This window comes from Cognatiluteimonas profundi (genome assembly GCF_009792795.1).
GTDB classification, from domain to species: Bacteria; Pseudomonadota; Gammaproteobacteria; order Xanthomonadales; family Xanthomonadaceae; genus Cognatiluteimonas; species Cognatiluteimonas profundi.
Genome location: NZ_VKHQ01000003.1, coordinates 401,685 through 426,784, shown reverse-complemented (window position 1 = coordinate 426,784; position 25,100 = coordinate 401,685). Strand labels below are relative to the sequence as shown.

24 protein-coding genes and 3 tRNA genes are annotated in these 25,100 nt (G+C 67.6%); 25 read left to right on the top strand and 2 right to left on the bottom strand.

Annotated elements, in window-relative coordinates:
- Positions 1-7: 7 nt before the first annotated feature.
- Complete coding sequence (ygfZ, locus tag GST15_RS03940) at positions 8-874, bottom strand: CAF17-like 4Fe-4S cluster assembly/insertion protein YgfZ (protein ID WP_159015944.1); 867 nt, start codon at positions 872-874, stop codon at positions 8-10.
- 39 nt (positions 875-913) lie between these two features.
- Here ygfZ and GST15_RS03935 point away from each other — a divergent pair, with 39 nt between their 5' ends.
- The 22 genes from GST15_RS03935 (at position 914) to GST15_RS03830 (ending at position 20,363) form a co-directional block, all read left to right on the top strand.
- Positions 914-1,078, top strand: a complete 165-nt coding sequence (locus tag GST15_RS03935; RefSeq protein ID WP_159015943.1) for a DUF1674 domain-containing protein — start codon at positions 914-916, stop codon at positions 1,076-1,078.
- A 47-nt stretch (positions 1,079-1,125) separates the two neighbouring features.
- Positions 1,126-1,515, top strand: coding sequence for a succinate dehydrogenase, cytochrome b556 subunit (gene sdhC, locus GST15_RS03930; RefSeq protein ID WP_159015942.1), 390 nt, complete (start codon positions 1,126-1,128; stop codon positions 1,513-1,515).
- Positions 1,512-1,952 carry a succinate dehydrogenase, hydrophobic membrane anchor protein gene (sdhD, locus tag GST15_RS03925; RefSeq protein WP_159015941.1) on the top strand — a complete coding sequence of 147 codons (441 nt, stop codon included), beginning with the start codon at positions 1,512-1,514 and terminating at the stop codon, positions 1,950-1,952. The genes sdhC and sdhD overlap by 4 nt, the downstream gene beginning before the upstream one ends.
- A gap of 10 nt (positions 1,953-1,962) precedes the next feature.
- A complete protein-coding gene (gene sdhA, locus GST15_RS03920) occupies positions 1,963-3,753 on the top strand; it encodes a succinate dehydrogenase flavoprotein subunit (RefSeq protein ID WP_159015940.1) in 1,791 nt (596 codons plus the stop codon).
- Between the two features lie 14 nt (positions 3,754-3,767).
- The gene (locus GST15_RS03915) at positions 3,768-4,556 is read left to right on the top strand and encodes a succinate dehydrogenase iron-sulfur subunit (protein ID WP_159015939.1); all 789 of its coding nucleotides are present in this window, start codon (positions 3,768-3,770) and stop codon (positions 4,554-4,556) included.
- 67 nt (positions 4,557-4,623) lie between these two features.
- Positions 4,624-4,875: an FAD assembly factor SdhE gene (locus GST15_RS03910; protein ID WP_159015938.1), complete on the top strand. Its 252-nt coding sequence runs from the start codon at positions 4,624-4,626 to the stop codon at positions 4,873-4,875.
- A gap of 37 nt (positions 4,876-4,912) precedes the next feature.
- Positions 4,913-5,269 carry a hypothetical protein gene (locus GST15_RS03905; protein WP_233263074.1) on the top strand — a complete coding sequence of 119 codons (357 nt, stop codon included), beginning with the start codon at positions 4,913-4,915 and terminating at the stop codon, positions 5,267-5,269.
- A gap of 24 nt (positions 5,270-5,293) precedes the next feature.
- Positions 5,294-6,535, top strand: a complete 1,242-nt coding sequence (locus GST15_RS03900; RefSeq protein ID WP_159015936.1) for a lipoprotein-releasing ABC transporter permease subunit — start codon at positions 5,294-5,296, stop codon at positions 6,533-6,535.
- Between the two features lie 4 nt (positions 6,536-6,539).
- A complete protein-coding gene (lolD, locus tag GST15_RS03895; RefSeq protein WP_159015935.1) occupies positions 6,540-7,241 on the top strand; it encodes a lipoprotein-releasing ABC transporter ATP-binding protein LolD in 702 nt (233 codons plus the stop codon).
- A 5-nt stretch (positions 7,242-7,246) separates the two neighbouring features.
- On the top strand, positions 7,247-9,676 hold the full coding sequence (locus GST15_RS03890; RefSeq protein WP_159015934.1) for a DNA internalization-related competence protein ComEC/Rec2: 2,430 nt from the start codon (positions 7,247-7,249) through the stop codon (positions 9,674-9,676).
- 33 nt (positions 9,677-9,709) lie between these two features.
- A complete protein-coding gene (locus GST15_RS03885) occupies positions 9,710-10,372 on the top strand; it encodes a MotA/TolQ/ExbB proton channel family protein (RefSeq protein WP_159015933.1) in 663 nt (220 codons plus the stop codon).
- A 10-nt stretch (positions 10,373-10,382) separates the two neighbouring features.
- Entirely contained in the window at positions 10,383-10,805 is a 423-nt protein-coding gene (locus GST15_RS03880) for an ExbD/TolR family protein (protein ID WP_159015932.1), read from the top strand.
- A complete protein-coding gene (msbA, locus tag GST15_RS03875; RefSeq protein WP_159015931.1) occupies positions 10,802-12,562 on the top strand; it encodes a lipid A export permease/ATP-binding protein MsbA in 1,761 nt (586 codons plus the stop codon). Before GST15_RS03880 ends, msbA begins: the two co-directional genes overlap by 4 nt.
- Positions 12,559-13,575 (top strand): tetraacyldisaccharide 4'-kinase, encoded by a 1,017-nt coding sequence (gene lpxK / locus GST15_RS03870; RefSeq protein ID WP_159015930.1) that lies wholly within the window; start codon positions 12,559-12,561, stop codon positions 13,573-13,575. Before msbA ends, lpxK begins: the two co-directional genes overlap by 4 nt.
- Positions 13,572-14,345: a 3-deoxy-manno-octulosonate cytidylyltransferase gene (gene kdsB, locus GST15_RS03865; protein ID WP_159015929.1), complete on the top strand. Its 774-nt coding sequence runs from the start codon at positions 13,572-13,574 to the stop codon at positions 14,343-14,345. Before lpxK ends, kdsB begins: the two co-directional genes overlap by 4 nt.
- A 120-nt stretch (positions 14,346-14,465) precedes the next feature.
- Positions 14,466-16,331, top strand: a complete 1,866-nt coding sequence (gene uvrC / locus GST15_RS03860; RefSeq protein ID WP_159015928.1) for an excinuclease ABC subunit UvrC — start codon at positions 14,466-14,468, stop codon at positions 16,329-16,331.
- A complete protein-coding gene (pgsA, locus tag GST15_RS03855) occupies positions 16,328-16,972 on the top strand; it encodes a CDP-diacylglycerol--glycerol-3-phosphate 3-phosphatidyltransferase (RefSeq protein WP_159015927.1) in 645 nt (214 codons plus the stop codon). The genes uvrC and pgsA overlap by 4 nt, the downstream gene beginning before the upstream one ends.
- Positions 16,963-17,038, top strand: a tRNA-Gly gene (locus GST15_RS03850). Before pgsA ends, GST15_RS03850 begins: the two co-directional genes overlap by 10 nt.
- Positions 17,039-17,175: 137 nt before the next feature.
- A tRNA-Cys gene (locus tag GST15_RS03845) sits at positions 17,176-17,249 on the top strand.
- 75 nt (positions 17,250-17,324) lie between these two features.
- Positions 17,325-17,411 (top strand) — tRNA-Leu (locus GST15_RS03840).
- A gap of 16 nt (positions 17,412-17,427) precedes the next feature.
- Positions 17,428-18,711 carry a nucleotide sugar dehydrogenase gene (locus tag GST15_RS03835; RefSeq protein WP_159015926.1) on the top strand — a complete coding sequence of 428 codons (1,284 nt, stop codon included), beginning with the start codon at positions 17,428-17,430 and terminating at the stop codon, positions 18,709-18,711.
- A gap of 29 nt (positions 18,712-18,740) precedes the next feature.
- On the top strand, positions 18,741-20,363 hold the full coding sequence (locus GST15_RS03830; protein ID WP_159015925.1) for an FMN-binding glutamate synthase family protein: 1,623 nt from the start codon (positions 18,741-18,743) through the stop codon (positions 20,361-20,363).
- Here GST15_RS03830 and arsC read toward each other — a convergent pair.
- Positions 20,360-20,707, bottom strand: coding sequence for an arsenate reductase (glutaredoxin) (gene arsC / locus GST15_RS03825; RefSeq protein ID WP_159015924.1), 348 nt, complete (start codon positions 20,705-20,707; stop codon positions 20,360-20,362). The genes GST15_RS03830 and arsC overlap by 4 nt on opposite strands.
- A gap of 239 nt (positions 20,708-20,946) precedes the next feature.
- On the opposite strand from arsC, the gene GST15_RS03820 reads away from it, so the two are divergent.
- The 3 genes from GST15_RS03820 to GST15_RS03810 are packed head-to-tail and all read left to right on the top strand — an operon-like array spanning position 20,947 to position 25,038.
- On the top strand, positions 20,947-21,663 hold the full coding sequence (locus GST15_RS03820; RefSeq protein ID WP_159015923.1) for a polysaccharide biosynthesis/export family protein: 717 nt from the start codon (positions 20,947-20,949) through the stop codon (positions 21,661-21,663).
- Positions 21,660-23,789 carry a GumC family protein gene (locus tag GST15_RS03815; RefSeq protein ID WP_159015922.1) on the top strand — a complete coding sequence of 710 codons (2,130 nt, stop codon included), beginning with the start codon at positions 21,660-21,662 and terminating at the stop codon, positions 23,787-23,789. Before GST15_RS03820 ends, GST15_RS03815 begins: the two co-directional genes overlap by 4 nt.
- A 4-nt stretch (positions 23,790-23,793) precedes the next feature.
- Positions 23,794-25,038, top strand: a complete 1,245-nt coding sequence (locus GST15_RS03810) for a tetratricopeptide repeat protein (protein WP_159015921.1) — start codon at positions 23,794-23,796, stop codon at positions 25,036-25,038.
- Positions 25,039-25,100: the final 62 nt, after the last annotated feature.

The window sequence follows — 25,100 nt, the reverse complement described above, 5'->3', positions numbered from 1 at the left end:
GTTCGTCTCAGCGCGCAAGCCCGTCGCTGAAGGGCTGCTCGCGCAAGGCCGAACCGTCCGCCGACAGCGTGGTGACACCGCGGGACGGCGGAAGCACGGCCAGCAGTCGTACTCCGGCGCCGTGCGGGACGATGCTGACGACCTTGCCCAGCACCTGCCCGCCATCGCTCACGTCGGCGTCGTCCGGGATCATCGTGTCGGCGTCGAACAACGCCAGGCCGCGCTTGGATTGGCCGAGGAAGTGCGTGCGCGCAACGATTTCCTGGCCCGGATAGCAGCCCTTCTTGACGCTGTAGGCGCGCAGTCGGTCCAGCGAGAGTTGCTGCGGGGTCCACTGCGCGGACTGGGATGGCGGCAATCTGGGCAGGCCATGCGTCAGGTCGACGGCTTTCCAGAGCGCAACCGCTGCCGGATCCGACCGTGCCTGCGTACTGCCGATCCGCAGGGTGCGCGGCGATGCGTCACCGCCGACGTCCAGTGCGATCTCACCAGGCGACAGCCGCTGGATCGCGTTGCCGGCTGCGTCCTGCCGGGCGAATGCGCCACCGACGAAGAGATCATCGCGGACGGTGATGTCGACACGGCTGCGAAACACGTAGCGCCGCAATTGCGTGGCCAGCTCGGCCGGATCGGCATCCGGAAGCACCAGCTGCACGGATTCGGCGTCGAACACGATCAGCGCGAACAATGCGATCAGCCGCCCCTTGGGCGTCAGCCAGCCACTCCATTGCCAGTGGCCTGGCGCCAGCGTGGCAAGGTCGTTCATGAACTGTGCCTGCGCGAAGGCGATGGCATCACGCCCGCCCAACATCAGCACGCGATGGTCGGGCAGGGCGAAGAAGTCGTCCGGAACAGGCTGCGGGTTGTCGGACATCGGCTGCGGACTTAGACTTGGCGGGCTGTGAATCCCAAGATGATAGGCGATACCGCTTCGATTCCCGACGTGCCGCAGGCGCCGGTCCCCGATGCGTCGCAGCCACCGGCTGCGGATACCGCGCAGGAATTCGGTGGTCGCCCGGGCCTGGATCCCACCCGCTATGGCGACTGGGAAAAGAACGGACGCTGCATCGATTTCTGATTCGTGCGGCCTTCGCGTCGCAACCAACTGCAAGGATGAGCCGCACGATGGCGCTCCGCGAACGGCCCCTGTCACCGCACCTCCAGGTGTATCGCCCGCAGCTCACCACGGTGATGTCCATCCTGCATCGCGCCGCCGGCATCCTGCTGACATTCGGCGCGCTGGGCATGGCCTGGTGGCTGCTGGCGCTGGACGCCGGTGGCGATCGCTACGCACGCGCCGCGCACCTGCTGGCATCACCGCTTGGCTTGATCGTGCTGTTCGCGGTCTCGCTGGCGCTGGTCTATCACCTGCTCAACGGCGTGCGTCACCTGCTTTGGGACATGGGCTGGGGCTTCGAGATCGACGACACCTACCGGTCCGGCTGGGCCGTCGCGGTCCTGAGCGTCGTCTTCACCGCCGCGATCTGGTTTGCGGTTTTCGGAGCCCACGCATGAGCAATATCGGCACGGCCGGCACGCCGGAACGCACGCCGCGACCGGATTACCGCACGCCACTCAAGCGCGTGCGCGGGCTCGGCTCGGCGAAATCAGGCGTCGGCCACTGGTGGCGGCAGCGCCTCACGGCGATCGTGTTGCTCCTCCTGGCTCCGTGGCTGGTGGGGCTGCTGGTGTCGTTCGTCGGTGCCGACGTCGGAACCGCCCGCGACGCCGTCGCCCGGCCCTGGAATGCCATCGCATTGTCGGCATTCCTCATCGCCGGTTTCTGGCACGCCAAGCTCGGCATGCAGGTCGTGATCGAGGATTACGTCCACGTCCGCTGGATCGAAGTCACGCTGCAGGTGCTGGTCACCCTGGTGTGCGCGCTGGCGGCGCTGGCTTCGCTGTACGCGGTGGCGCATATCGCCATGACCGCCGTTCCCTATTCGAGTTGAATCCAGGCCAATGACCAGCGCTTACAAGATCACCGAACACAAGTACGACATGGTCGTGGTCGGCGCCGGTGGCGCCGGGTTGCGGGCGACCTTCGGCCTGGCGCAGAAAGGCCTGTCGACTGCCTGCATCACCAAGGTCTTCCCGACGCGCTCGCATACCGTCGCCGCGCAGGGTGGCATCTCCGCGGCTTTGGCCAACATGGGGCCGGACGACTGGCGCTACCACTTCTACGACACCATCAAGGGCTCCGACTGGCTCGGCGACCAGGACGCGATCGAGTACATGTGCCGCGAGGCGATACCCGCCGTCATCGAACTCGAGCACCAGGGCGTCCCGTTTTCGCGGACGGAAGACGGCCGCATCTACCAGCGCCCCTTCGGTGGCATGACCACGGAGTACGGCAAGGGCACCGCGCAGCGGACCTGTGCCGCGGCCGACCGCACCGGCCACGCGATCCTGCACACGCTCTACCAGCAATCGCTCAAGCATGAAGCGCGGTTCTTCGTCGAATATTTCGCGCTCGACCTGATCATGGACAGCGCCGGCGTCTGCCGCGGCGTGCTGGCGCTGGACATGGCCGAAGGGTCGCTGCACCTGTTCCGTTCGCACGGCACGGTGCTGGCGACCGGCGGTTACGGACGCGCGTATTTCTCGGCCACGTCGGCGCATACCTGCACCGGCGACGGCGGCGGAATGGCACTGCGCGCCGGCCTTGGCCTGCAGGACATGGAATTCGTGCAGTTCCATCCCACTGGCGTGTATGGCGCCGGCGTGCTCATCACCGAGGGCGTGCGCGGCGAAGGCGGCATCCTTCGCAATGCGTCGGGCGAGCGCTTCATGGAGCGCTACGCACCCAACGCCAAGGATCTTGCGTCGCGCGATGTCGTGTCGCGCTCGATGACCATCGAGATCCGCGAGGGTCGCGGCGTCGGCGAGCACAAGGACCACATCAACCTCGACCTGACCCACCTGGATCCGAAGGACATCCACGAAAAGCTGCCCGGCATCGCCGAAAGCGCGCGGATCTTCGCCAACGTCGATGTCACCCGCCAGCCCATTCCGGTGATTCCGACCGTGCACTACAACATGGGCGGCATCCCGACCAACTACCACGGCGAAGTCGTGCAGTTGCGCAACGGGAATCCGGACGAGGTTGTCCCGGGCCTCTACGCGATCGGCGAGGCGGCCTGCGTGTCGGTGCATGGCGCCAACCGGCTGGGTTCCAATTCGCTGCTCGACCTGGTCGTGTTCGGTCGCGCGGTGGCGAACCGCTGTGGCGAGACGATCCGCCCGGGCCAGAACCACACGACGCTTCCCGGCGATGCCTGCGACGCCGCGCTGGGCAACCTGGACCGGCTGCGCAATGCCAACGGCGGCACGCCAACCGCGGTCATCCGCGACAACATGCAGCGCACCATGCAACTGGATGCGGCCGTGTTCCGCACCGGCGAGACTTTGGACCAGGGCGTGCGCAAGGTGCGCGACATCCATGCGTCCTTCGCCGACGTGCGCGTCAGCGATCGATCGATGGTGTGGAACTCCGACCTGGTCGAGACGCTGGAGCTGCAGAACCTGCTCGGACAGGCGCTGGCGACGATCGTGTCGGCGCAGAACCGCACCGAGTCGCGTGGCGCGCATGCGCGCGAGGATTTCCCGGATCGCGACGACACCAACTGGATGAAACACAGCCTGTGCTGGGTCGGCGACGACGGTTCCACGCGGATCGACTATCGCCCCGTGCACCTGTACACGCTGGATGACGACGTCGCCGTCGTTCCGCCCAAGCCGCGCGTTTACTGACGGGACTGCAGACAGTGGCCGAATTCACCCTTCCGAAGAACTCCAGGATCCAGCCCGGTCGCCGCTTCCCCGCGCCTGCCGGCGCCAAGAGCGTGCGCGAATTCAAGGTCTATCGCTGGAATCCCGACGACGGGCGCAACCCGAGCGTGGATACCTACGAAGTCGATCTCGATGCGTGCGGGCCGATGGTCCTGGACGCGCTGATCAAGATCAAGAACGAGGTCGACCCGACGCTGACGTTCCGCCGCTCCTGCCGCGAAGGCATCTGCGGCTCGTGCGCGATGAACATCGACGGCACCAATACCCTGGCCTGCACCAGGGCCATCGCCGACTGCGCTGGCAAGAAGGCGGTGCCGATCTATCCGCTGCCGCACATGCCGGTGGTCAAGGACCTGGTTCCCGACCTCACCCAGTTCTACGCGCAGTACGCCTCGATCAAGCCCTGGATCCGCACCCAGACCGCACCGCCGCCGGATCGCGAACGCCTGCAGTCGAAGGAGGACCGGGCCAAGCTCGATGGACTCTACGAATGCATCCTGTGCGCGTGCTGTTCCACCGCGTGCCCGAGCTACTGGTGGAATGGCGACCGCTACCTGGGTCCGGCCATCCTGTTGCAGGCGCACCGCTGGCTCATGGATTCTCGCGACGAGGACACCGGCGAGCGCCTCGACGACCTCGAAGACCCGTTCAAGCTCTATCGCTGCCACACCATCATGAACTGCACGCGCACCTGCCCGAAGGGATTGAACCCGGCGCGGGCGATCGGCGAAATCAAGCAGATGATGCTGGCAAGGCGGGGATGATCCAGGCGATCGGCGACCTCGCGTTGTGGGCACTCCGGGGCATCGTCGCCGTCGACCTGCTCGCGGGATGAGCGACGACGCGACCGAGTTGCGCCGGCTGCGATGGCGCTGCAGGCGCGGCATGCGCGAACTCGACCAGCTGCTCACGCGATGGCTCGACCGCGAATGGGCGAGCGCGTCCGACGCGGAGCGGGGCGTTTTCCTACGGTTGCTGGATTGCGAAGACGATAGGCTCTGGCGCTGGTTCCTTGGCCACGAAACTCCATCCGATGCCGAACTCGATTCGCTCGTCCAGCGACTGCGCACCCTGCCGCCTTGAGTGGCGGCCTTCGCGATGGCTCATCGTCGTCTTGATCGTGCTTGGTGCGCTGGGCGCGTGTTCGGTGCTGGCCAGTGAGATGCCGCGCATGGCCGCGGCACCGTTGGCGTTGATGTCGCTGTGCCATGGCGCCTGGCTGGCCTGGCGCGAGTCGCGGCAACCGTTGCGACAGCTGGTATGGCCCTTCGAGGGGGCGCCGCAGGTCGATGGCCTGTCGATTGACGAAGCGGTGCTGCGCTGGCGCGGTCCGCTGGCCTTCCTGCAGTGGCGCGATCGTGACGGCAGGGTCCGGCGCCTGGCCTGGTGGGGCGATACGCTGCCGACGCAGTCCCGACGGGAGCTGAAGCTTGCCGCCGCCAGCAGTGCCGGTGCCGCCGCATCGATGGCACCATAGCCGCTGCCTGGTCGATCCGAACCCATGTTCAAACCCATTCCCGTTTCCATCGGCCTGCGCTACCTGCGCGCCAAGCGCCGCAATGGCTTCATCTCCTTCATTTCGATGGCCTCGATCCTGGGCATCGCGATTGGCGTGGCCGCCCTGATCACGACGCTGGCGGTCATGAGCGGATTCCAGCGCGAGATCCGCGATCGGATGCTGCAGATGGCCGCGCATGCGACCGTCAGTGCCGACGGCGACGTCATGTTGAACTGGCGCCAGGCCGTCACCGAGGCGTACCGCGATCCGCGCGTCGCTGGCGCGGCGCCCTACATCGAGACACAGGCGCTGTTGAGCGGCCCGCGTCGACAGCCGGCCATCGTGCGCGGCGTGATGCCGGCCGAGGAGGGCAAGGTGTCGGTGCTGGCGGAGAAGATGGTGCAGGGCAGGCTGACCGACTTGGCACCAGGAAGCTTCAACATCGTGCTCGGACAGGAACTGGCCACGTGGCTGGGCGTCGGCGTCGGCGACAGCGTCATCGTCACCACCGACTTCCAGGCGACACCGCTGGGCGCGATTCCGCAGCTCAAGCGATTCCACGTCAGCGGGCTCTTCGTTGCCGGTTACCAGGAATACGATCGCGGGCTGGCGGTGGTGAACCTCAAGGATGCGCAGCGGCTGCTGCGGATGGGCGACGGCGTCACCGGTGTCCGCCTGAAGCTGCATGACATGGACCTGGCCTTCGACGTCGCCCGCGACCTTGCCTTGCGGCTGAAGGGTCCGTATCGCGTCAGCGACTGGACCAGCGACAACGCGAACATGTTCCGGGCGCTCAAGCTGGAGAAAACGATGATGGCGATCCTGCTGTCGCTGATCATCGCCATGGGCGCCTTCAACCTGGTGTCCTCGCAGGTGATGCTGGTGACCGACAAGCAGGCCGACATCGCCATCCTGCGCACGCTGGGGCTGACGCCACGCGGCGTCATGCAGGTGTTCATGGTGCAGGGCACGCTGATCGGCGTGATCGGCACCGTCCTCGGCGTCCTGGGAGGCGTGCTGCTGACCTTGAACCTCGACCGCATCCTGCGCGCGATCGAAGCGGTGCTCGGCGTGCAGTTGATGCCCGAAGACGTCTACTACATCACCGGCCTGCCGACCCAGCTGGAGCCGAGCGACGTCACCATCATTGCCCTCGTGGCGCTCGCGATGGCGTTCCTTGCCACCATCTATCCGGCGTGGCGCGCAGCCCGGACGGCACCAGCCGAGGCGCTTCGCTATGAATGACACGATGCGCCCGCGTGGAACGGTCATCCATTGCGAAGGCCTGGCCAAGACCTACGCGGAAGGCAAGCTGCACACGCCGGTATTCGATGGCCTGGACGTCAGCGTGGATTCCGGTGAGACGGTGGCCATCCTCGGCGCATCGGGCGCCGGCAAGAGCACCCTGCTGCACCTGCTCGGTGGGCTCGACACGCCGACGGGGGGAGAGGTCTACGTCACCGGGCAGAAGATGAGTGCGCTGTCCGACGCGGCGCGCGGCAAGTTGCGCAACCGCGCACTGGGCTTCGTCTACCAGTTCCATCACCTGCTGCCGGAATTCACCGCGCTGGAAAACGTCATGTTGCCGGTCCTGCTCGGTGGCAGCAGCGTGGCGGAGGCGTCGCGGTCGGCCCAGTCCCTCCTCGAATCGGTCGGGCTCGGGCATCGGCTCGAACACAAGCCCGGCGAATTGTCCGGCGGTGAGCGCCAGCGCGCCGCTGTCGCGCGCGCATTGGTCAACACACCGGCCTGCGTGCTCGGCGATGAGCCCACCGGCAATCTCGACGAAAAGACCGCAGCGACGGTGTTCGAGATCATGCTCGAACTGAATCGCGCGAAGAAAACCAGCCTGGTCCTGGTCACCCATGATCGTCGCCTTGCGCGACGCCTGGACCGGGTCCTGGAGTTGCACGAGGGCAAGCTGCGGGAGCTGCCAGCCAGCGAGGTGTAAGGACGATGATCGACGCGGCAAGGACGCCGCCCGCAACCGGATCGACAGGACTTCCCGTATCGGCGCTGGCATTGCTGGCCGGCGCAGGTGCGTGCCTGCTGCTTCCGCGACTGCCGCCGTGGCCATGGCTGGCCCTGTCGCTGGTGGTCGGGCTGGGTGCATGGAATTTCCCCCGATGCCGCTGGCCAGCCGTCGCCCGCTGCGCTGGCGTGTTCCTGGTGGGATTCGGGCTGGCCGGTCTGCATGCGTCATGGACGCTGGCGGCGCAACTGCCGCCATCGCTGGAGCAGCGCGACATCGCGATCAGCGGGCGCGTGATCGACCTGCCGCAGCACGATCCCCGCGGGACGCGCTTCAAGTTGCGCGTCGATCGCGGTCCCGCCCAACTGGCCGGAAAGCGGCTGCAACTGACCTGGTACGAGGACCAGAAGCAGCAGCGCCTGGCCGCGGGCAATGGCGACATCGAGCCAGCCCCTTCGCCACGCTTCGGCCTGCATGCCGGCAGCCGCTGGCAGATGACGGTGAAGTTGCGTGCGCCGCGCGGCCTGCGGAATCCGGGAGGATTCGACAGCGAAAAGCAGGCGCTGGCCGATCGCATCGCCGCCACCGGCTACCTGCGCGATGCCGATTCCGCGCGCCAGCTCACGCCGTCGTCGGGCCTGGATGCATGGCGTGAGCGCATGTCGGCACGGATCGCAGCTGCGGTCCCCGCGCCGTCGTCGCGCTTCGTGCGCGCCTTGGCGCTTGGCGACACGCGCGGAATCCTCGACACCGACTGGGACAGCCTGCGTGCCGTCGGCGTCACCCACCTGATCGCGATTTCCGGATTCCACGTCGGCATGGTCGCCGGCTTCCTCGCGTTGCTTGCCGGAATGGTGTGGCGGCTGTTCCCGGCACTAGGGCGCCGGTTGCCGCGACAGCAGGCTGCGGCGGCCGCAGGCCTCGTGGGCGCGGTGGGTTATGCCGCGGTCGCCGGCTTCGCGCTGCCGACCGTGCGCACCGCGCTGATGATCGCCGTCGTGGTCCTTGCCAAGCTGCTGCGACGATCGCCGCGCACGGTGGACGTGCTCGCGCTGGCCATGCTGGTCATGCTGCTGGTCGATCCGCTGTCGCTGCTGGCGGCCGGATTCTGGCTCAGCTTCGCCGGCGTGGCGTGGTTGCTGTGGTGCCTGCCACGCGACACCGACAAGTCATGGCGCTCGATGCTGCGCGAGTTCTTCGGCGCGCAGGCGGTGGCAACCGTCGGGCTGCTGCCACTGGGCGTGGTGCTGTTCGGGCAGGCATCGCTGGCTGGCCCAATTGCGAACCTCATCGCCATTCCGTGGTGGAGCCTGGTGGTGGTTCCACTGGCGCTGGTGGGCACGGGTCTGGAGGCTTTGCATGCAGGCCTTGGCGCCTGGTGCTGGCGGCTTGCGGCGTGGATGTTCGACCTGGCCTGGCCGGTGTTCGCGTGGTTGGCGGATAGTCCGCTGGCGCTGTGGTGGCTGCCGGAATCGGCCTGGTCTGCGTTGCCGCTGGCCTTGATCGGCGGGTTCTGGTTGCTGCTTCCACGCGGCGTGCCGGGCAAGTCGCTGGCATTGCTGTTGTGGCTGCCATTGCTGTGGCCCGACCGCCACATCCCGATTCAAGGGCAAGCGGAACTGGTCGTGCTCGACGTGGGCCAGGGCCTGTCGGTCGTCGTTCGCACCGCACATCACGTCCTTCTGTACGACATGGGGCCGGCGATCCAGGATGGCTTCGACGCCGGGCAGCGCGTCGGCGTGCCGGCGCTGCACGCGCTGGGTGTGCGCAGGCTGGACATGGCGATCGTCAGCCACGGCGACAACGACCATGCCGGTGGCTTTCCAGCCGTCGCCCGCGTGTTTCCGCCCGCATTGGCATTGACGCCGGATGGCGCGCCGCCGTTGCCGAACGGCCGGCCATGCCTTGCGGGGAGGAGTTGGCAGTGGGACGGGGTGCGCTTCCGGTTCCTGCACCCGCCGCTGTATTTCCCGTACCTGGGGAACAACGCCGGTTGCGTGCTGCGGATCGAAACCGCGCACGGCGCGGCATTGCTCGCGGCGGACATCGACCAGGTCGTCGAACGCGACCTGCTGCGTCGCGGAGCGGCGGACGTGCGCGCGGAGATCGTCGTCGTCGCACACCACGGCAGCAAGGGATCGTCGGATCCAACCTTCGTGAACGCCACCGGCGCGCGGTATGCGCTGATATCGGCGGGTTACGCCAACCGCTACCACCACCCGAGCCCGGATGCCGTCGCGCGCTGGCGGGAGGCCGGGGCCACCGTGCTCACGACGATGGATACCGGTGCGCAGCGGGTTCAGTTTGGCGGGGCAGGCATCGGCCTGCAGTTGCGCCGCCAGTCCTGGCCTCGATTGTGGGATGCAGCGCGCCGGCATCCGGGCGGTGCTGGGCTATCCTATCCAGAGGAATGACGCGACGTTGCGGTCATCCAGAGGGAGGGTTGCGTGCTGGAACTGGTGAAGGCGGGCGGATGGCCGATGATCCCGCTGTTGCTGCTGTCGGCGGTTGGCCTGGCGATCATCATCGAGCGCTTCTGGTCGCTGCGGCGGCAGACGGTATTGCCACACAACCTGGGCGCCGAAGTCAGGGCGTGGGCCGCGCGCGGCAACCTCGATCCCGCGCATATCGAATCCCTGCGACAGAATTCCCCGCTCGGCGCGCTGCTTGCCGCCGCACTGGACGTCCGCAACCGTCCGCGCGACCAGGTCCGCGAACGCATCGAGGACGTCGGCAGGCACCTCGTGCACCGCATGGAGCGCTACCTCAACACCCTGGGCACCATCGCCGCGGCCGGACCATTGCTGGGCCTGTTCGGCACCGTGGTCGGCATGATCCAGATGTTCCTCGGCATCCTCGACCATGGACTGGGCGACGTCAGCCAGCTGGCCGGCGGCATCGGCAAGGCGCTGGTGTGCACCGCCACCGGCATGATCGTCGCGATCCCGGCGCTGATGTTCCACCGCTACTTCCGCGGCCGCATCGCCGGATACATCGTCGACATGGAGCACGAGGCGATCCAGTTGCTGGACACGCTCGACACACGTCCGGCCTCGGCCCGCGTGGCACCCGGCGCCATGGGGATCACGCCGCCAGTCGACGCGACCTGATCCAGGCAGCATGCGCATCCGCGACCACCGCAAGGACGACGAGCCGGAAATCAACCTGATTCCGCTGATCGACGTCGTCCTGTGCCTGATCATCTTCTTCGTGATCACCACGACGTTCGATGCGCGCTCGGTGCTCAAGCTGCAACTCCCGCGCGCCGACGGGCAGCCGGCCGAAGCGCAATCCAAGGCATTGAGCGTGCTGGTCAGCGCCGATGGCCGCTACTTCGTCGGCGATCGCGAAGCCTTGCGCACCGACGTCGAATCCCTGAAGCGCACCATTGCCGAAGTCGCGGGGGCCGATCGCGACCGCAGCGTCCTGCTGCGCGCCGATGCACGCACGCCGCACCAGTCGGTGGTGACCGCGCTCGACGCGTTGGGCCAGTTGGGCTTCCGTCGCATCGCCATCGGCACCGCGCCCGAGGCCAAACGGTGAGCGGCACCGCCGCCGAACACCCGCCGGCCTGGCCGATCTACCGGCGCCTGCTGGGGCTGTCTGCCCGTTACTGGCCGCTGCTGCTGGCCGCCACCGTCGGCATGGTCGTCGAGGCGCTTGCCGGCGGCGCCTTCGTGCAGCTGATGAAGCCGCTGGTCAACGACGGCTTCGTGCATCCCAAGCCGGACATGGCGGTGCTGCTGCCGCTGGCCATCGTCGGGCTGTTCGTCCTGCGCGGATTCGCGACCTTCGTCAGCGACTACGGCATGGCACGGGCCGGGCGCAGCGTCGTGCGCGACCTGCGCGAGGACGTCCTTGGCAAATACCTGCGTCTTCCCAGTTCGCATTTCGATCTCGAATCCGTGCCGGCGATGGTCAGCCGGCTCAACTTCGACACCGAGCAGGTGACGCAGGCGAGCACCGATGCCGCCAAGACCATCGTCACCGACGGCCTCACCATCGCCTACCTGTTCGCCATCATGTTGTGGGTGAGCGTCAAGGTGACGCTGGCGATGGTCTTCATCGCGCCGCTGATTGGCGTGCTGGTGTGGTCGGTTGGAAAACGCTATCGCAAGATCAGCGGCGGAATCCAGGATGGCATGGGCGCGCTGGCGCAAAGTGCCGAGCAGTCGTTGTCCGCGCAGCAGGACGTCAAGGTGCACGGCGCGCAGCCGTTCGAGCTGTCGCGCTATTCCCGCCTGGCCAACCGCATGCTGCGCCTGAACATGAAGGTCGAGGCCACGCGCGCAGGCAGTTCGGCGCTGGTGCAGATGCTGGCCGCGTTCGCGTTGGCCGCGATCGTCTGGGTCGCGACGCGCGAGGCGCTGCAGGGCCGGCTGAATGCCGGCGAATTCGTGCAGCTGATGACGGCGATGATGGGCATCATCCCGTCGCTGCGTCGCATCACCAACGTCCAGGCGATCATCGGTCGTGGCGTCGCGGCGGCCGAACGCCTGTTTGCCGTGCTCGATGACGTCGAGGAAGCCGATTACGGCACGCGCACGCTGGCACGCGCGCGTGGCGAACTCGTCTTCGACCGCGTCTCGCTGGCCTATCCGCGCCATGACGCGATGGCGCTGCAGGACATCAGTTTCACCGCGCGACCGGGCACGGTCACCGCCATCGTCGGCCGTTCCGGCAGCGGCAAGACCAGCCTCGTGCGCCTGGTGCCGCGGTTCTACGAACCCTCGTCCGGACGCATCCTGCTGGACGGCGTGCCGCTGGGCGATTATCGACTGGCCGACCTGCGCCGGCAGATCGCGCTGGTCGGGCAGCGCGTCATGCTCTTCGACGACAGTGTCGCCGCCAACATCGCCTACGCCAGCGACGCGGACGAAGACCAGCTGCGCAAGGCGGCCGAAGCTGCGAATGCCTGGGAGTTCATCGAACGCCTGCCACGCAAGCTCGCCACGCCCATCGGCGAGAACGGCGCCCTGCTGTCCGGCGGCCAGCGGCAACGCCTGGCGATCGCGCGGGCCATCCTGCGCGACGCACCCATCCTGATCCTCGACGAGGCGACCGCGGCGCTGGATACCGAGTCCGAGCGACTGGTGCAGGACGCATTGACGCATCTGATGCCGGACCGCACCACGCTGGTCATCGCGCATCGCTTGTCCACCATCGAACACGCCGACCAGGTGCTCGTACTCGATCACGGGCGCCTGGTCGAGCAGGGCACGCATGCCGAGTTGCTGGCACGCGGCGGCTTGTATTCCCACCTGCACGGGATCCAGTTCCGCGAGCCGGGTACTGCATGACGGGCGCACGCAAGGCACCGTCATGGTGGTACGGCGATGGTGCGCCGCCGCTTGGCGCGCAGATGGTGTCGGCCGCGTACGGCGCGGCGGTCGGCGCGCGACGCGCCCTGTACAAGGCCGGATTGCTGCGCCGCGCGCGCGTGGGGGTGCCGGTGGTCGTCGTCGGAAACCTGATCGCCGGCGGCAGCGGCAAGACGCCGCTCACGATCGAAGTCGTCGAGCGGCTGTGCGCGAAGGGTTGGAACCCCGGTGTCGCGACGCGCGGTTACGGCCGCGCGAATCCGGCAAGCGCGATGTGGGTCGACGCCAGCACCGATGCCTTGATCGGTGGCGACGAGCCCGTCCTCATCGCGCGACGGACGGGGTGCAAAGTCCGCGCGGACCGCAACCGGGTCGCGGCGGCGAAGGCACTCGCCGCGTCTGGCTGCGACGTGGTTGTCTGCGACGACGGCCTGCAGCACTACGCCCTGGCGCGCGATGTCGAAATCGAGGTGATCGACGGTCGTCGGCGCTATGGCAACGGCTTGGTCCTGCCCGCCGGCCCGCTGCGCGAGCCGGTCGCGCGCGGTGCCGAATGCGACTTCCGCGTGGTCAATCTACCGAGCGGAGAACCCACCGACACCGAGACCGGTTTTGGCGAATGGCCGATGCGCCTGCTGGGCGATTGCGCGGTGCCGGTGCTTGGCGGGCGCGCGCAGCCGCTCACGGCCTTCGCCGGTCAACGCGTGCATGCGGTGGCCGGCATCGGCGACCCCGAACGCTTCTTCTCGATGTTGCGTTTGCGCGGCATCGCCGTCGTGCCGCACGCGTTTGCCGATCATCATCGCTACGTCGCCGCGGATTTCCAGTTCGGCAGCGACCTGCCGGTGCTGATGACCGAGAAGGACGCAGTGAAATGCGCGGCGTTCGCGGGCCCCCGGCACTACACCGTGCCGATCCGCGCCGAACTGCCGGAGTCCTTCTGGGTCGCGTTGCTCGCGCGCGTGGCGGCCGCCAGGGAGGCCAGGGCATGAGCATGGATTTCGTCGTGGCGATCCCCGCGCGCCTGCAGGCCACGCGCTTGCCCGGAAAGCCGCTGCGCCTGCTCGGCGGCGAGCCGATGATCCGGCATGTCGCGCGCCGCGCGTTGCTGGCTGGCGCACGCGAGGTGTGGGTCGCGGCCGACGACCAGCGCATCGCCGATGCATTGGCCGACAGCGGTGTGCGCGTCGCGATGACATCCGGCGACCACGCATCCGGCAGCGACCGCATCGCCGAGTGCGCCCGGATCGCCGGCTGGGCTGGCGAGACGATCATCGTCAACCTGCAGGGCGATGAACCATTCGCACCAGCTGCCGGCATCCGCGCCGTTGCGGCGTCGCTCCATGATTCCAGCGCCGACATGAGCACGCTGGCGACCAGCATCATGACGATCGAACAGTTGTTCGATCCACACGTGGTCAAGGTCGTGCGCGACGACAGTGGCCATGCGCTCTACTTCAGCCGTGCGCCGGTGCCGTGGGCGCGTGATGCGTTCGCGGCCGATCGCGCGGCGCTTCCGGCGGATGGCCCGTGGTTGCGGCATATCGGCATCTACGGGTATCGGGCCAGCACGCTGCAGCGTTTCGCCGCCTTGCCGCCCGGCAGGCTCGAGCAGGTCGAATCGCTCGAGCAACTGCGCGCGCTCGAGGCCGGGATGCGGATCATGGTGGCGATTTCGCCGGAAGACTTCCCGCCAGGCGTGGATACCGAAGCGGATCTCGCCCAGGCCGAACGGCATCTTGCCGTGAACGGACGTGCCTGAGCGGGGCGACATCGTGACGGCCTTCGGGAAGCGACCCATGGCCGCCATGGCATGTCCGCAATTCGGCGGAAGGATGGCTGGTCGCGTTCACCCTGCACTGCACGCGGGTCGCCAGGGCCGATGACCGCATCGCCGCCCCCGACATTCGACGGCAAGGCCTTCGTCCGAAGCCTCAGCACCGCGCCCGGCGTGTACCGGATGTTCGCGGCCGACGACAGCGTGCTCTACGTCGGAAAGGCCGGTGCCCTGCGCAAGCGCGTCGCCAGCTATTTCAGCAACACGCCCAAGCCCGCCAGGACGCTGGCGATGCTCGCCCAGGTCGCGCGGATGGAAGTTACCGTCACGCGGACCGAGGCCGAGGCGCTGCTGCTGGAAAACCAGCTGATCAAGTCGACGCATCCGCGCTACAACGTGCTGTTGCGCGACGACAAGAGCTATCCCTTCGTGCTGCTCACGCAGGAGGCGTGGCCGCGCCTGGCGATGCATCGCGGCGCGCGGGCGATCCCCGGCCGTTACTTCGGCCCGTATCCCGGCGTCGGCGCGGTGCGCGAGACGCTCAACCTGATGCACCGCCTGTTCCGGCTGCGCAGTTGCGAGGACAGCGTCTTCCGCAACCGCTCGCGGCCCTGCCTGCAGTACCAGATCGGTCGTTGCAGCGCGCCGTGCGTCGGACTGGTTCCCGCCCGCGAATACAACGAGGCCGTGCGTCGCGTCGGCCTGTTCCTCGATGGCCGCAGCGACGAGCTCGCCAGCGAGCTCGAGCAGTCGATGGCCGCCGCCAGCGAGCGCCTGGATTTCGAGGAAGCCGCGCGCGTGCGCGACCTGATCGGCGCGATCCGCAAGCTGCAGGCGCGGCAGTATGTCGATGGGCGGGCCGCCGACCTGGATGTCCTGGCCTGCGCGATGCAGGGCACGCGTGCCTGCGTCCTGCTGCTCGCGTTCCGCGACGGCCGCAACCTCGGCACGCGCGCGTTCCATCCACGCACCAACGGCGTCGACAACCCCGCCGAAGTGTTGTCCGCCTTCGTGTCGCAGTACTACGCCGAGCAACCGCCACCGGGCGAGATCGTGCTCGACCGCGACATCGAGGACCGGGAGCTGTTGCAGGCCGCGTTGTCGGCCGCGGCCGGCAAGCGCATCGTCGTCAAGTGCAGCGTGCGCGGCGAGCGCGCCGGTTACCTCGACCTGGCGCGGCGCAACGCCGAGCTGGCGCTGGCGACCGAACTGGGCAGCCAGGCCACGCAACAGGCGCGGCTGGAGTCGGTGCGCGAGCTGCTTGGCGTGGCCGACCTGCCATCGCGCATGGAGTGCTTCGACATCAGCCACACCATGGGCGAGGCCACCGTCGCCTCGTGCGTCGTCTTCGACGGCAACGGACCGGTGCGCGGGCAGTACCGGCGATACAACATCGCGGGGATCGAGCCGGGCGACGACTATGCCGCCATGCACCAGGCGCTGGAACGGCGTTTCCGGCGCGCCGTCGAGGACAACGGCGTCCTGCCCGACGTGCTGCTGATCGATGGCGGGGCAGGGCAGGTCGCGCAGGCGCGCAGCGTGCTGTCGGACCTCGGCATCGACGGGATCACCCTGGTCGGCGTGGCAAAAGGCGAGGGCAGGCGCGCCGGGCATGAAGCCCTGCTGCTGGCCGACGGCCGCGAGATCCGCCCCGGGCCCGAATCGCCCGGCCTCCAACTCATCCAGCAGGTGCGCGACGAGGCCCACCGGTTCGCGATCACCGGCCACCGCGGTCGGCGCCAGAAAGCACGCAACACCAGCCGGCTGGAAGATATTCCGGGCATCGGCCCCCGCCGACGCGCTAACCTGTTGCGGCATTTCGGGGGATTGGGTGGCCTGAAGTCAGCCGGCGCGGAAGAGATCGCCCGCGTCGAAGGCATCAACGCCGCCCTTGCCGAGCGCATCTACGCCAGTCTCCATGGATTGCCCGGGGCGGGGGCCAGCGAACAGGACGCCAGTAGCCAGACATGAAGTTGACCGTGCCGACGATGCTGACCCTGCTGCGGATCGTGATGATCCCGGTGCTCGTGGTGGTGTTCTACCTGCCCTACAACTGGACCAATTTCGCCGCCGCCGCGGTGTTCGGCCTCGCCGCCCTCACCGACTGGCTCGACGGTGCGATCGCCCGCCGCTATGGGCAGTACTCGGCGTTCGGTGCCTTCCTGGACCCGGTCGCGGACAAGCTGATGGTCGCGACCGCGCTGTTCCTGATCGTCCAGGGCCATCCGACCGCATGGATGGCCTTGTGGGCTGCGGTGATCGTCGGCCGTGAAATCGCCGTCTCGGCCCTGCGCGAATGGATGGCCGAGCTTGGCCAGCGCGCCCGCGTGTCCGTCGCCACCGTCGGCAAGATCAAGACGATCGCGCAGATGGTCGCGTTGCTGTGCCTGCTGTATGCGATCAATCCCGCGCGCCCACCGCATCCGATGCCATGGATGGGCATGTTGGTATTCCACATCGGAGACTGGCTGCTGGCCATCGCGGCGCTGCTCACCTTGTGGTCCGGATATGAATATCTGCGTGCCGCGTGGCCCGTTCTCAGCGCCGGTGAGCGACTGGTGGTTGACAGTCCAGCCCCGGACAGTAAAATTGCCGGCTCAGCGCGGGAATAGCTCAGTTGGTAGAGCACGACCTTGCCAAGGTCGGGGTCGCGAGTTCGAGTCTCGTTTCCCGCTCCAGATTGTGTGGTGATACGCCGCCAAGCGGCATGCCGGCGGTTCCAGTGCCGGCAGCGAAAGCCTCGGCCTGCCGGGGCTTTTTCGTATCCGCCATTGAATTCGCAGGCTGTGTGCGACAGCCTTGCGACAAGACCACCGGCCGGGTGGCAGAGTGGTTATGCAGCGGACTGCAAATCCGCGTACGCCGGTTCAATTCCGACCTCGGCCTCCATCGCAACAGCACGCACGAATCCCGGCCTTGGCCGGGATTTCTGTTTGTGCCGCGCTTGGGGCACCATTGCGCCACGCCTGGGTGGCGAAACCGGTAGACGCAGCGGACTTAAAATCCGCCGGCCGCAAGGCCTTGCGGGTTCGAGTCCCGCCCCAGGCACCACCGGCAGGGGATGGGCATGCGGGATCTGGCCAGCACACGCATCGGCGTGATCGGACTGGGATATGTCGGGCTGCCGCTCGCGATCGAGTTCGGCAAGCTCTACGACACGGTCGGCTACGACATCGATGCTTCGCGGATCACGAGCCTGCGCAACGGCGGCGTCGATCGCAACCGCGAGGTCGAGGTGGACGAACTGGCAGCGGCCACCCGCCTGCGCCTGACCAGCGCATTCGACGACCTGCGCGACTGCAATGTGTACATCGTCACCGTGCCCACGCCGATCAACGAGCACAAGAGTCCCGACTTCAGCCCGCTGATCCAGGCAAGCCGCAGCATCGGCGGCGTGCTCGGGCACGGCGACCTGGTGATCTACGAGTCGACCGTCTATCCGGGGGCCACGGAGGAGATCTGCGTGCCGGAACTCGAGCGCGCGTCCGGCAAGTCGTTCAACACGGATTTCTTCGTCGGGTACAGCCCGGAGCGCATCAATCCGGGCGACCGCAAGCGCCGCCTCGTCGACATCCCCAAGGTCACTTCAGGCTCCACGCCGGAAGCCGCCGATGTCGTCGATGCGCTGTATCGGACCATCATCACCGCCGGCACGCACAAGGCATCGAGCCTGAAGGTGGCCGAGGCGGCCAAGGTCGTCGAGAACACCCAGCGCGACGCCAACATCGCACTGATCAACGAGTTCGCGCTGATCTTCCACCGGCTGGGCATCGACACCAACGAGGTGCTCGAAGCCGCCGGGACCAAGTGGAACTTCCTGCCGTTCCGCCCGGGCCTCGTCGGCGGGCACTGCATCGGCGTGGATCCGTACTACCTGATCCAGAAAGCGCAATCGGCCGGTTACTACCCCGACATCCTGCTCGCATGCCGGCGCATCAACGACGCCATGGGCCAGCACATCGCCGCGGAAGTCATCAAGCTGATGATCCAGCGCGGCGCCACCGTCTCCGGCGCGCGCATCCTGCTGCTCGGCATCACCTTCAAGGAGAACTGCCCGGACCTGCGCAATACCCGCGTGATCGACCTGGCGCGCGAGTTCAGCGATTACGGCGCGATCGTCGACATCCACGATCCCTGGGCCGATCCAGCCGTCGCCGCGCAGGAATACGGCGTGCAGTTGCTGTCGCAGGCGCCGGAGGCTGGCGCCTATGACGCCATCGTCGTCGCGGTGGCGCATGACGAATTCCGCGCGATGGGCGTCGAGGGATTGCGGCGCCTGGCCAACGGGCGCGCGGTGATCTACGACATCAAGGGGATCTTCCCCAAGGACGCGGTCGACGCGCGCCTGTAGGCGCAGCGCCCCGCAGCACGCCAGCCAGCATGATCCGCTACCTCGCCTACATCGCCAGTGTCATCGCCACGCTGCTGTCGGTGTGGGAGTTGCAGTTCGGGCAGCTATGGTGGTGGGGCGTGCTTGTCTTCGGTCTGCTTGCGCTGGTGGGGACGATCGACGTCCTGCAGCGCGACAGCACCCTGCGCCGGATCTATCCGCTGCTGGCGCACCTGCGGTACGGACTCGAGTCGATCGGGCCGGAGATCCGCCAGTACTTCATCGAGAAGGACACCGAGGAGGCGCCGTTCTCGCGCCAGCAGCGCGCGCTCGTCTACCAGCGCGCGAAGGGCGTCATGGATGTCGTGCCGTTCGGTACCGAGCACGACGTCTACCGCACCGACTACGAGTGGATCAACCATTCGATCGTGCCGAGCGCCATTGCCTCGCATGATTTCCGGGTGCGGGTCGGCAACCTGGCCGCCCAGCCATACGACGCCAGTGTCTTCAACATCTCGGCGATGAGCTTTGGCGCGCTGTCGGCCAACGCGATCCGCGCGTTGAATGCCGGGGCCAGGCGCGGCGGTTTCCATCACGACACGGGCGAAGGTTCGATCTCGCCCTACCACCGCGAGAATGGCGGCGACCTGGTCTGGGAAATCGGCTCCGGGTACTTCGGTTGCCGCGACGCGGAAGGTCGCTTCGACGAAGCACGCTTTGCCGAAAGCGCGCGCACCGAACAGGTGCGGATGATCGAGATCAAGCTGTCGCAAGGGGCCAAGCCCGGGCACGGCGGCGTGTTGCCGGCCGCCAAGGTCAGCGCCGAGATCGCCGCGACGCGCGGCGTCGCGGTGGGGCAGGACTGCATCTCACCGGCACGCCATTCCGAATTCTCCACGCCCGTTGGATTGCTCGAATTCGTCGCGCGGCTGCGCCATCTGTCGGGCGGCAAGCCGACCGGATTCAAGCTGGCGATCGGCCATCCCTGGGAATGGTTCGCGGTCGCCAAGGCGATGCACGAAACCGGCATCCTGCCGGACTTCATCGTCGTCGACGGCGCCGAAGGCGGCACCGGCGCGGCGCCCGCGGAGTTCGTCGACCACGTCGGCGTTCCGATGCACGAGGCGCTGATGCTGGTCCACAACACCCTCGTGGGCCTGGACCTGCGCGACAGGGTCCGGATCGGCGCGGCGGGAAAGATCACCAGTGCATTCGATGTCGCGCGCACGCTCGCGCTCGGCGCCGACTGGTGCAACGCGGCCCGCGGTTTCATGTTCGCCCTGGGCTGCATCCAGTCGCAGAACTGCCACACCGATCGCTGCCCGACCGGCATCGCGACCCAGGATCCACGCCGCTGGAAATCCCTGGACGTCCCCGACAAGGCGACGCGCGTCTTCCAGTTCCACCAGAGCACGCTGCATGCGCTGCGCGACCTGCTGTGCGCCGCGGGTCTCGAGCATCCATCGGAGCTGGGCCCCGAACACATCCTGCGACGCGTTTCGCCCACGCACGTGGGTTCGCTCGCCAGCGTGTATCGATTCCTGGCGCCAGGCGAGCTGCTGCATGGCCTGCCGGAACATGCGGTGTTCCGCAGCTTCTGGCCGGATGCGCGCAGCGATTCCTTCGCGCCACCGACGCGCGTGCAGTCGCTGCGCGGCAGCAAGTCGCGTTAGTCGAGCAGCTCGAGCACGCGCTCGGGCGGTCGACCGATGATGGCGCGTGCGCCATCGATGAAGATCGGGCGCTCGATCAATCGGGGATGCGATGCCATCGCTGCCAGCAGGGCGACATCATCGAGTGATGGATCGTCCAGCCCCAGCGCGGTGTATTCCGCTTCGCCGGTGCGCAGCAGGCTGCGCGCGTCGGTGCCGAGTTTGTGCAGGAGAGCCTGCAGCTCGGCGATCGACGGCGGCTGCTGCAGGTAGTCGCGGATGTCCGGATTGACGCCGCGTTCGCGCAGCAGTTCCAGCGCAGAGCGCGACTTGGAGCAGCGGGGATTGTGGAAGATCGTGCTCATGCCGGTATCCAGTGATGTTGTCGCGTGATGGCGTTGGCGAGTGAATCGTTCAGGGTCGAGTGATGAAACGAGGCTGGCGCGAGTGCCTGGGCCGTTCCGGGCGTGCTGCGATCATCGCGCGAGGTTCAGGCGGGTGCCGGCGACGGGGCCATGGCGCTGTTCTGGCCGGTACCAATAGCGCTCCGCCGCATCGCCGCAGCCCTGGCTGGCATGAATGCGGTGGCGACCCATGATGCATAATGCCGCCGTTTGTTCTAGTCAGGATCGGGGTTTTGCTGAACTTCATTCGTTGCCTCGCGCTCATCGGCGCGTTCGGGTTGTCCGCGTGTGCGTCCCGCGGAAACACCACTCCACAGACGTCGCTGCCGGATGCCGATCCCGTGGCCGCAGCCCTGGGGCGGCCTGAGTACCGCATTGGCCCCAGTGACCTGCTGACCGTCACCGTGTTCCAGGTCGCGGATCTCAATCGCGATGTCCGCGTCAACAACGCCGGCCAGATTTCGCTGCCGCTGATCGGCGCACTGGATGCGGCAGGGCATACGGTCAGCGAGCTGGAAACGATGATCGCGTCCCATTACGCCGCGCGCTACCTGCAGAATCCGCAGGTGTCGGTCTTCGTGAAGGAGTTCTCCTCCCAGCGCGTCACGGTCGGCGGCGCGGTGAAGAAACCGGGCATCTTCCCGCTCACCACGCGCTTGACCCTGCTGCAGGCGGTCGCGTTGTCCGAGGGCCTGTCCGACACGGCCAGCGAACACAACGTCGTGGTGTTCCGCACGGTGAATGGCAAGCGCCAGTTCGCGCGGTTCGACCTTGGCACGATCGCCGCGGGCAGCAGTCCGGACCCGGAGATCATGGGTGAGGACGTCGTCATGGTCGACACATCGGGCGGCAAGCTGTTCCTGCAGAACCTGATCCGGGTTGCGCCATTGATCGGAATCTGGAGGTACCTGCCATGAGCACGACCGTGGACAACGCCCACGGCTTCGAGCCCCAGGCCGAGCGCGACGAGGACGAAATCGACCTGCTCGAGTACTGGCGGATCCTGCGCGATCGCAAATGGCTGGTCGCCGCGATTGCCGGCGGCGTGTTCGCGCTGGCGCTGGTGCTGACCCTGCTGACCACGCCGATTTTCCGCGCGTCGTCGACGCTGCAGATCGACCGCGAGACGATCAAGGTCGTCGACGTGGGTGGATTGACGCCCGCCGAAAGCCCGTACGACGAGGATTTCTACCAGACCCAGTACGAGCTGCTGCAAAGCCGCTCGCTGGCGCTGCGCGTCATCCAGGACCTGAAGCTCGCCGACAACCCGCAGTTCAAGGACGACAAGCCGGCCCCGACCGGTAGTGCCATTGCCGCGCCGCGCGTGCAGGGCAGGGACCGCGCGCTGGTGAGTACCGTGCTGGGCGGCCTGACCATCGAGCCGATCCGCAATTCGCGCCTGGTCAAGATCAACTTCGATTCGCCCGATCCGGTGCTGGCCGCGCGCATCGCCAATGCCTGGGGGCAGGCCTTCATCGCCAGCAACCTGGAGCGTCGCCTCGACGCGACCTCGTATGCGCGCAAGTACCTCGAGGACCGGCTGGCGCAACTCAAGGGACGGCTCGAGGACTCCGAGAAGCAGCTGGTCCAGTTCGCCACGCAGGAGCAGATCGTCTCCGTCGGTGACGACAAGCAGTCGCTGTCGGCGCAGAACCTGACCGACCTCAACGCATCGCTGGCGCAGGCACAGGACGCGCGCATCAAGGCCGAATCCGAATGGGCGCAGGCATCGGCCGGTTCCGGCCTGGGCATGCCGCAGGTCGTGGCCAACCCGCTGATCCAGAAACTGCGCGAGAACCGCACGGTCATCGCCGCCGAGTACCAGGAAAAGCTCAAGACCTTCCAGCCCGATTACCCGGACATGCAGCGCCTGCAGGGGCAGATGGACGAGATCGACCACCAGGTCAACAACGAGATCAGCAACATCCGCGCATCGGTGAAGGCGCAGTACGACGCCGCGCAATCGCAGGAAACCCTGCTCACCGAGCGCATCGGCGGGCTCAAGGGCGACGTGCTGGACCTGCAGGGTCGCAGCATCCAGTACAACATCCTCAAGCGCGAGGCCAACACCAACCGCGAGCTCTACGACAGCCTGTTGCAGCGCTACAAGGAGATCGGTGTCGCCGGCAACGTCGGCACCAACAACATCTCCGTGGTCGACATGGCCGAAGTCCCCGAATTCCGCCATTCCCCGCGCCTGTCGTTGAACCTCGCCGTCGGCCTGCTGCTCGGCATGTTCGCCGGCGTGCTCGCTGCCTTCCTGCTGCATTACCTGGATCGCAGCATCCGTGCACCGCAGATGCTGGAATCACTGGCGCAGCGGCCGGTGCTCGGTGTCGTTCCGCGACTCGCAGCCGGCATCACGCCGGCACTGGCCGCGGCGGACCCGCGCTCACCATTCTCCGAAGCCTATCGTTCGGTGCGCACGGCATTGCAGTTCGCCACCAATCATGGCCTGCCGCGCACGGTGCTGATCACCAGTGCAAGCCCGGGCGAGGGCAAGACCACGTCGTCGATCGAACTGGCGCGCAACATCGCCCAGGTCGGCCGCAGCGTGTTGCTGATCGATGCGGATCTGCGCAATCCGTCGGTGCATCGCCTGCTCAGCCTTGGCAACGCGGTCGGCCTGTCCAGCATCCTTGCCGGTTCCAACGACGTGCAGGGCGCGATCCAGTCCAGCGGCGAGGCCAACCTCAGCGTGATGACCTCCGGGCCGATGCCGCCCAGCCCGCCGGAACTCCTCGCCGGCGATGCATTGCCGCAACTGCTGGAAAGCCTGCGCGCGCGATTCGACGTCATCGTGATGGATGGCCCGCCGGTACTCGGCCTGGCCGATGCGCCGCTGCTCGCGCATTGCGCCGAGGCGACGGTGCTCTGCGCGCTCGCCGACTCCACGCGTCGCGACGCCCTGCAGGGCGCGTTGCGTCGCCTCGTGGCCGCGCAGGCGCATGTGCTCGGGACCTTGCTGGTGCGCTACGACCACAAGCACGCCGGTTACGGCTATGGCGGCTACAGCTACTACGCCTACGGCCCGAAGTCCTGACCGCATGAGCGCAGGGCGGCCGCTGTCCACGCCTGGCGTTGGCGGGTCCGGCCGCCGCCCGGCGGGGATGATCACGCGCTGGGTGCTCGCCTCGACGCTGGCGATCGTGCTCGCAGTCGCCGCCGTCGCACTGCTGCAGGTCGATGCCGATATCGGCGCGCCCATCGGCCCCGATCGCCTGGTCGCCGCGATCGACGGGCAGGCCGCGCCGCAGGCATCCGACCTTGCCCGCGCACGCAACATCCTGCGATCCAGTCCTGACGATGGCCGCGCGTTCCGCGTCCTGGCACGCAGCGCCGCGCTTGATGGCGATGGCAATGGCAATGGATCGCAGGCACGCGCGTTGTACGCGATCGCCGCCCGCCGCGCCCCGCGTGACCAGCCGACGCGCGCAGCGCTGGCCGATGGCGCCTTCGCCGCCGGCGATCTCCAGGCTGGTTTCGACCAGCTGGATGCCTTGTTCCGCGTCGCCCCCAACCTGCGCGATCCCCTGCTGCGGCGGCTGATTCCAGACCTGGACGATGCGCGCGTGCAGGAAGCACTCGTCGCGCGCATGGCCACCAATCCACCGTGGCGCGCAGCGCTGGTGCCCGTGCTGCTCGACGCATCGACGTCGACGCCGGCAGCGCTGGACCTGCTCGCACGCCTGGCACGGCGCATCCCGCTGCTGCCCGCCGAAGCCGATGCGCGCATCGCGTTGCTGCAGCGCGCCGGACGCGATGGCGACGCACGCCAGCTGTGGCTCGAGGCCCTTCCCACATCGCAGAGGGGAGATGACGCCCGGCTGTTCGATGGCGGATTCGAACATCCCGACGTGACCGGCGCGTACGGCTGGCGGCTGGATCCGCCGCCGGGCGTCGCCATCACCAGCGACGACACCAACCCCGCACAGGGCGCGCACGCGCTGTCGATCGACTTCAGCGGTCGCGCCGTCCAGGGCCCCGGGCTGTCGCAACGCCTGGCCTTGGCGCCGGGCGACTATCGCCTGTCGCTGGCCGTCGACAACGCCACCGATGCCCAGCGTCCCTTCGCCTGGCGGCTGTCATGCCAGGCCCCCGGTGAGCCGTTGCTGTCGCTGTCCCTGCCTGATGGATCGCGTCGCGGATGGCAGCAGGTCGCTGCCGACTTCAGCGTGCCAGCCGGCTGCACCGGGCAGACGCTGCATCTGGACTTCCTTGCCCGCTCGATCGCCGAGCGGCAGCTGACTGGCAGCCTGCGACTGGATGCCATGCGCATCGCCAATCGATGAATTGGGCTTGCGTGGGTGCATCCGCCTCCGTATGCTCCCCGCAGCACCGCTGGCGTGCGTAA

Bases quoted from the DNA above. Each gene is read 5' to 3' on its own strand.
- ygfZ (WP_159015944.1), bottom strand. From the start codon at position 874: ATGTCCGACAACCCGCAGCCTGTTCCGGACGACTTCTTCGCCCTGCCC.
- GST15_RS03935 (WP_159015943.1), top strand. From the start codon at position 914: ATGATAGGCGATACCGCTTCGATTCCCGACGTGCCGCAGGCGCCGGTC.
- sdhC (WP_159015942.1), top strand. From the start codon at position 1,126: ATGGCGCTCCGCGAACGGCCCCTGTCACCGCACCTCCAGGTGTATCGC.
- sdhD (WP_159015941.1), top strand. From the start codon at position 1,512: ATGAGCAATATCGGCACGGCCGGCACGCCGGAACGCACGCCGCGACCG.
- sdhA (WP_159015940.1), top strand. From the start codon at position 1,963: ATGACCAGCGCTTACAAGATCACCGAACACAAGTACGACATGGTCGTG.
- GST15_RS03910 (WP_159015938.1), top strand. From the start codon at position 4,624: ATGAGCGACGACGCGACCGAGTTGCGCCGGCTGCGATGGCGCTGCAGG.
- GST15_RS03900 (WP_159015936.1), top strand. From the start codon at position 5,294: ATGTTCAAACCCATTCCCGTTTCCATCGGCCTGCGCTACCTGCGCGCC.
- lolD (WP_159015935.1), top strand. From the start codon at position 6,540: ATGCGCCCGCGTGGAACGGTCATCCATTGCGAAGGCCTGGCCAAGACC.
- GST15_RS03890 (WP_159015934.1), top strand. From the start codon at position 7,247: ATGATCGACGCGGCAAGGACGCCGCCCGCAACCGGATCGACAGGACTT.
- GST15_RS03880 (WP_159015932.1), top strand. From the start codon at position 10,383: ATGCGCATCCGCGACCACCGCAAGGACGACGAGCCGGAAATCAACCTG.
- lpxK (WP_159015930.1), top strand. From the start codon at position 12,559: ATGACGGGCGCACGCAAGGCACCGTCATGGTGGTACGGCGATGGTGCG.
- kdsB (WP_159015929.1), top strand. From the start codon at position 13,572: ATGAGCATGGATTTCGTCGTGGCGATCCCCGCGCGCCTGCAGGCCACG.
- uvrC (WP_159015928.1), top strand. From the start codon at position 14,466: ATGACCGCATCGCCGCCCCCGACATTCGACGGCAAGGCCTTCGTCCGA.
- pgsA (WP_159015927.1), top strand. From the start codon at position 16,328: ATGAAGTTGACCGTGCCGACGATGCTGACCCTGCTGCGGATCGTGATG.
- GST15_RS03835 (WP_159015926.1), top strand. From the start codon at position 17,428: ATGCGGGATCTGGCCAGCACACGCATCGGCGTGATCGGACTGGGATAT.
- GST15_RS03830 (WP_159015925.1), top strand. From the start codon at position 18,741: ATGATCCGCTACCTCGCCTACATCGCCAGTGTCATCGCCACGCTGCTG.
- arsC (WP_159015924.1), bottom strand. From the start codon at position 20,707: ATGAGCACGATCTTCCACAATCCCCGCTGCTCCAAGTCGCGCTCTGCG.
- GST15_RS03820 (WP_159015923.1), top strand. From the start codon at position 20,947: ATGCCGCCGTTTGTTCTAGTCAGGATCGGGGTTTTGCTGAACTTCATT.
- GST15_RS03815 (WP_159015922.1), top strand. From the start codon at position 21,660: ATGAGCACGACCGTGGACAACGCCCACGGCTTCGAGCCCCAGGCCGAG.
- GST15_RS03810 (WP_159015921.1), top strand. From the start codon at position 23,794: ATGAGCGCAGGGCGGCCGCTGTCCACGCCTGGCGTTGGCGGGTCCGGC.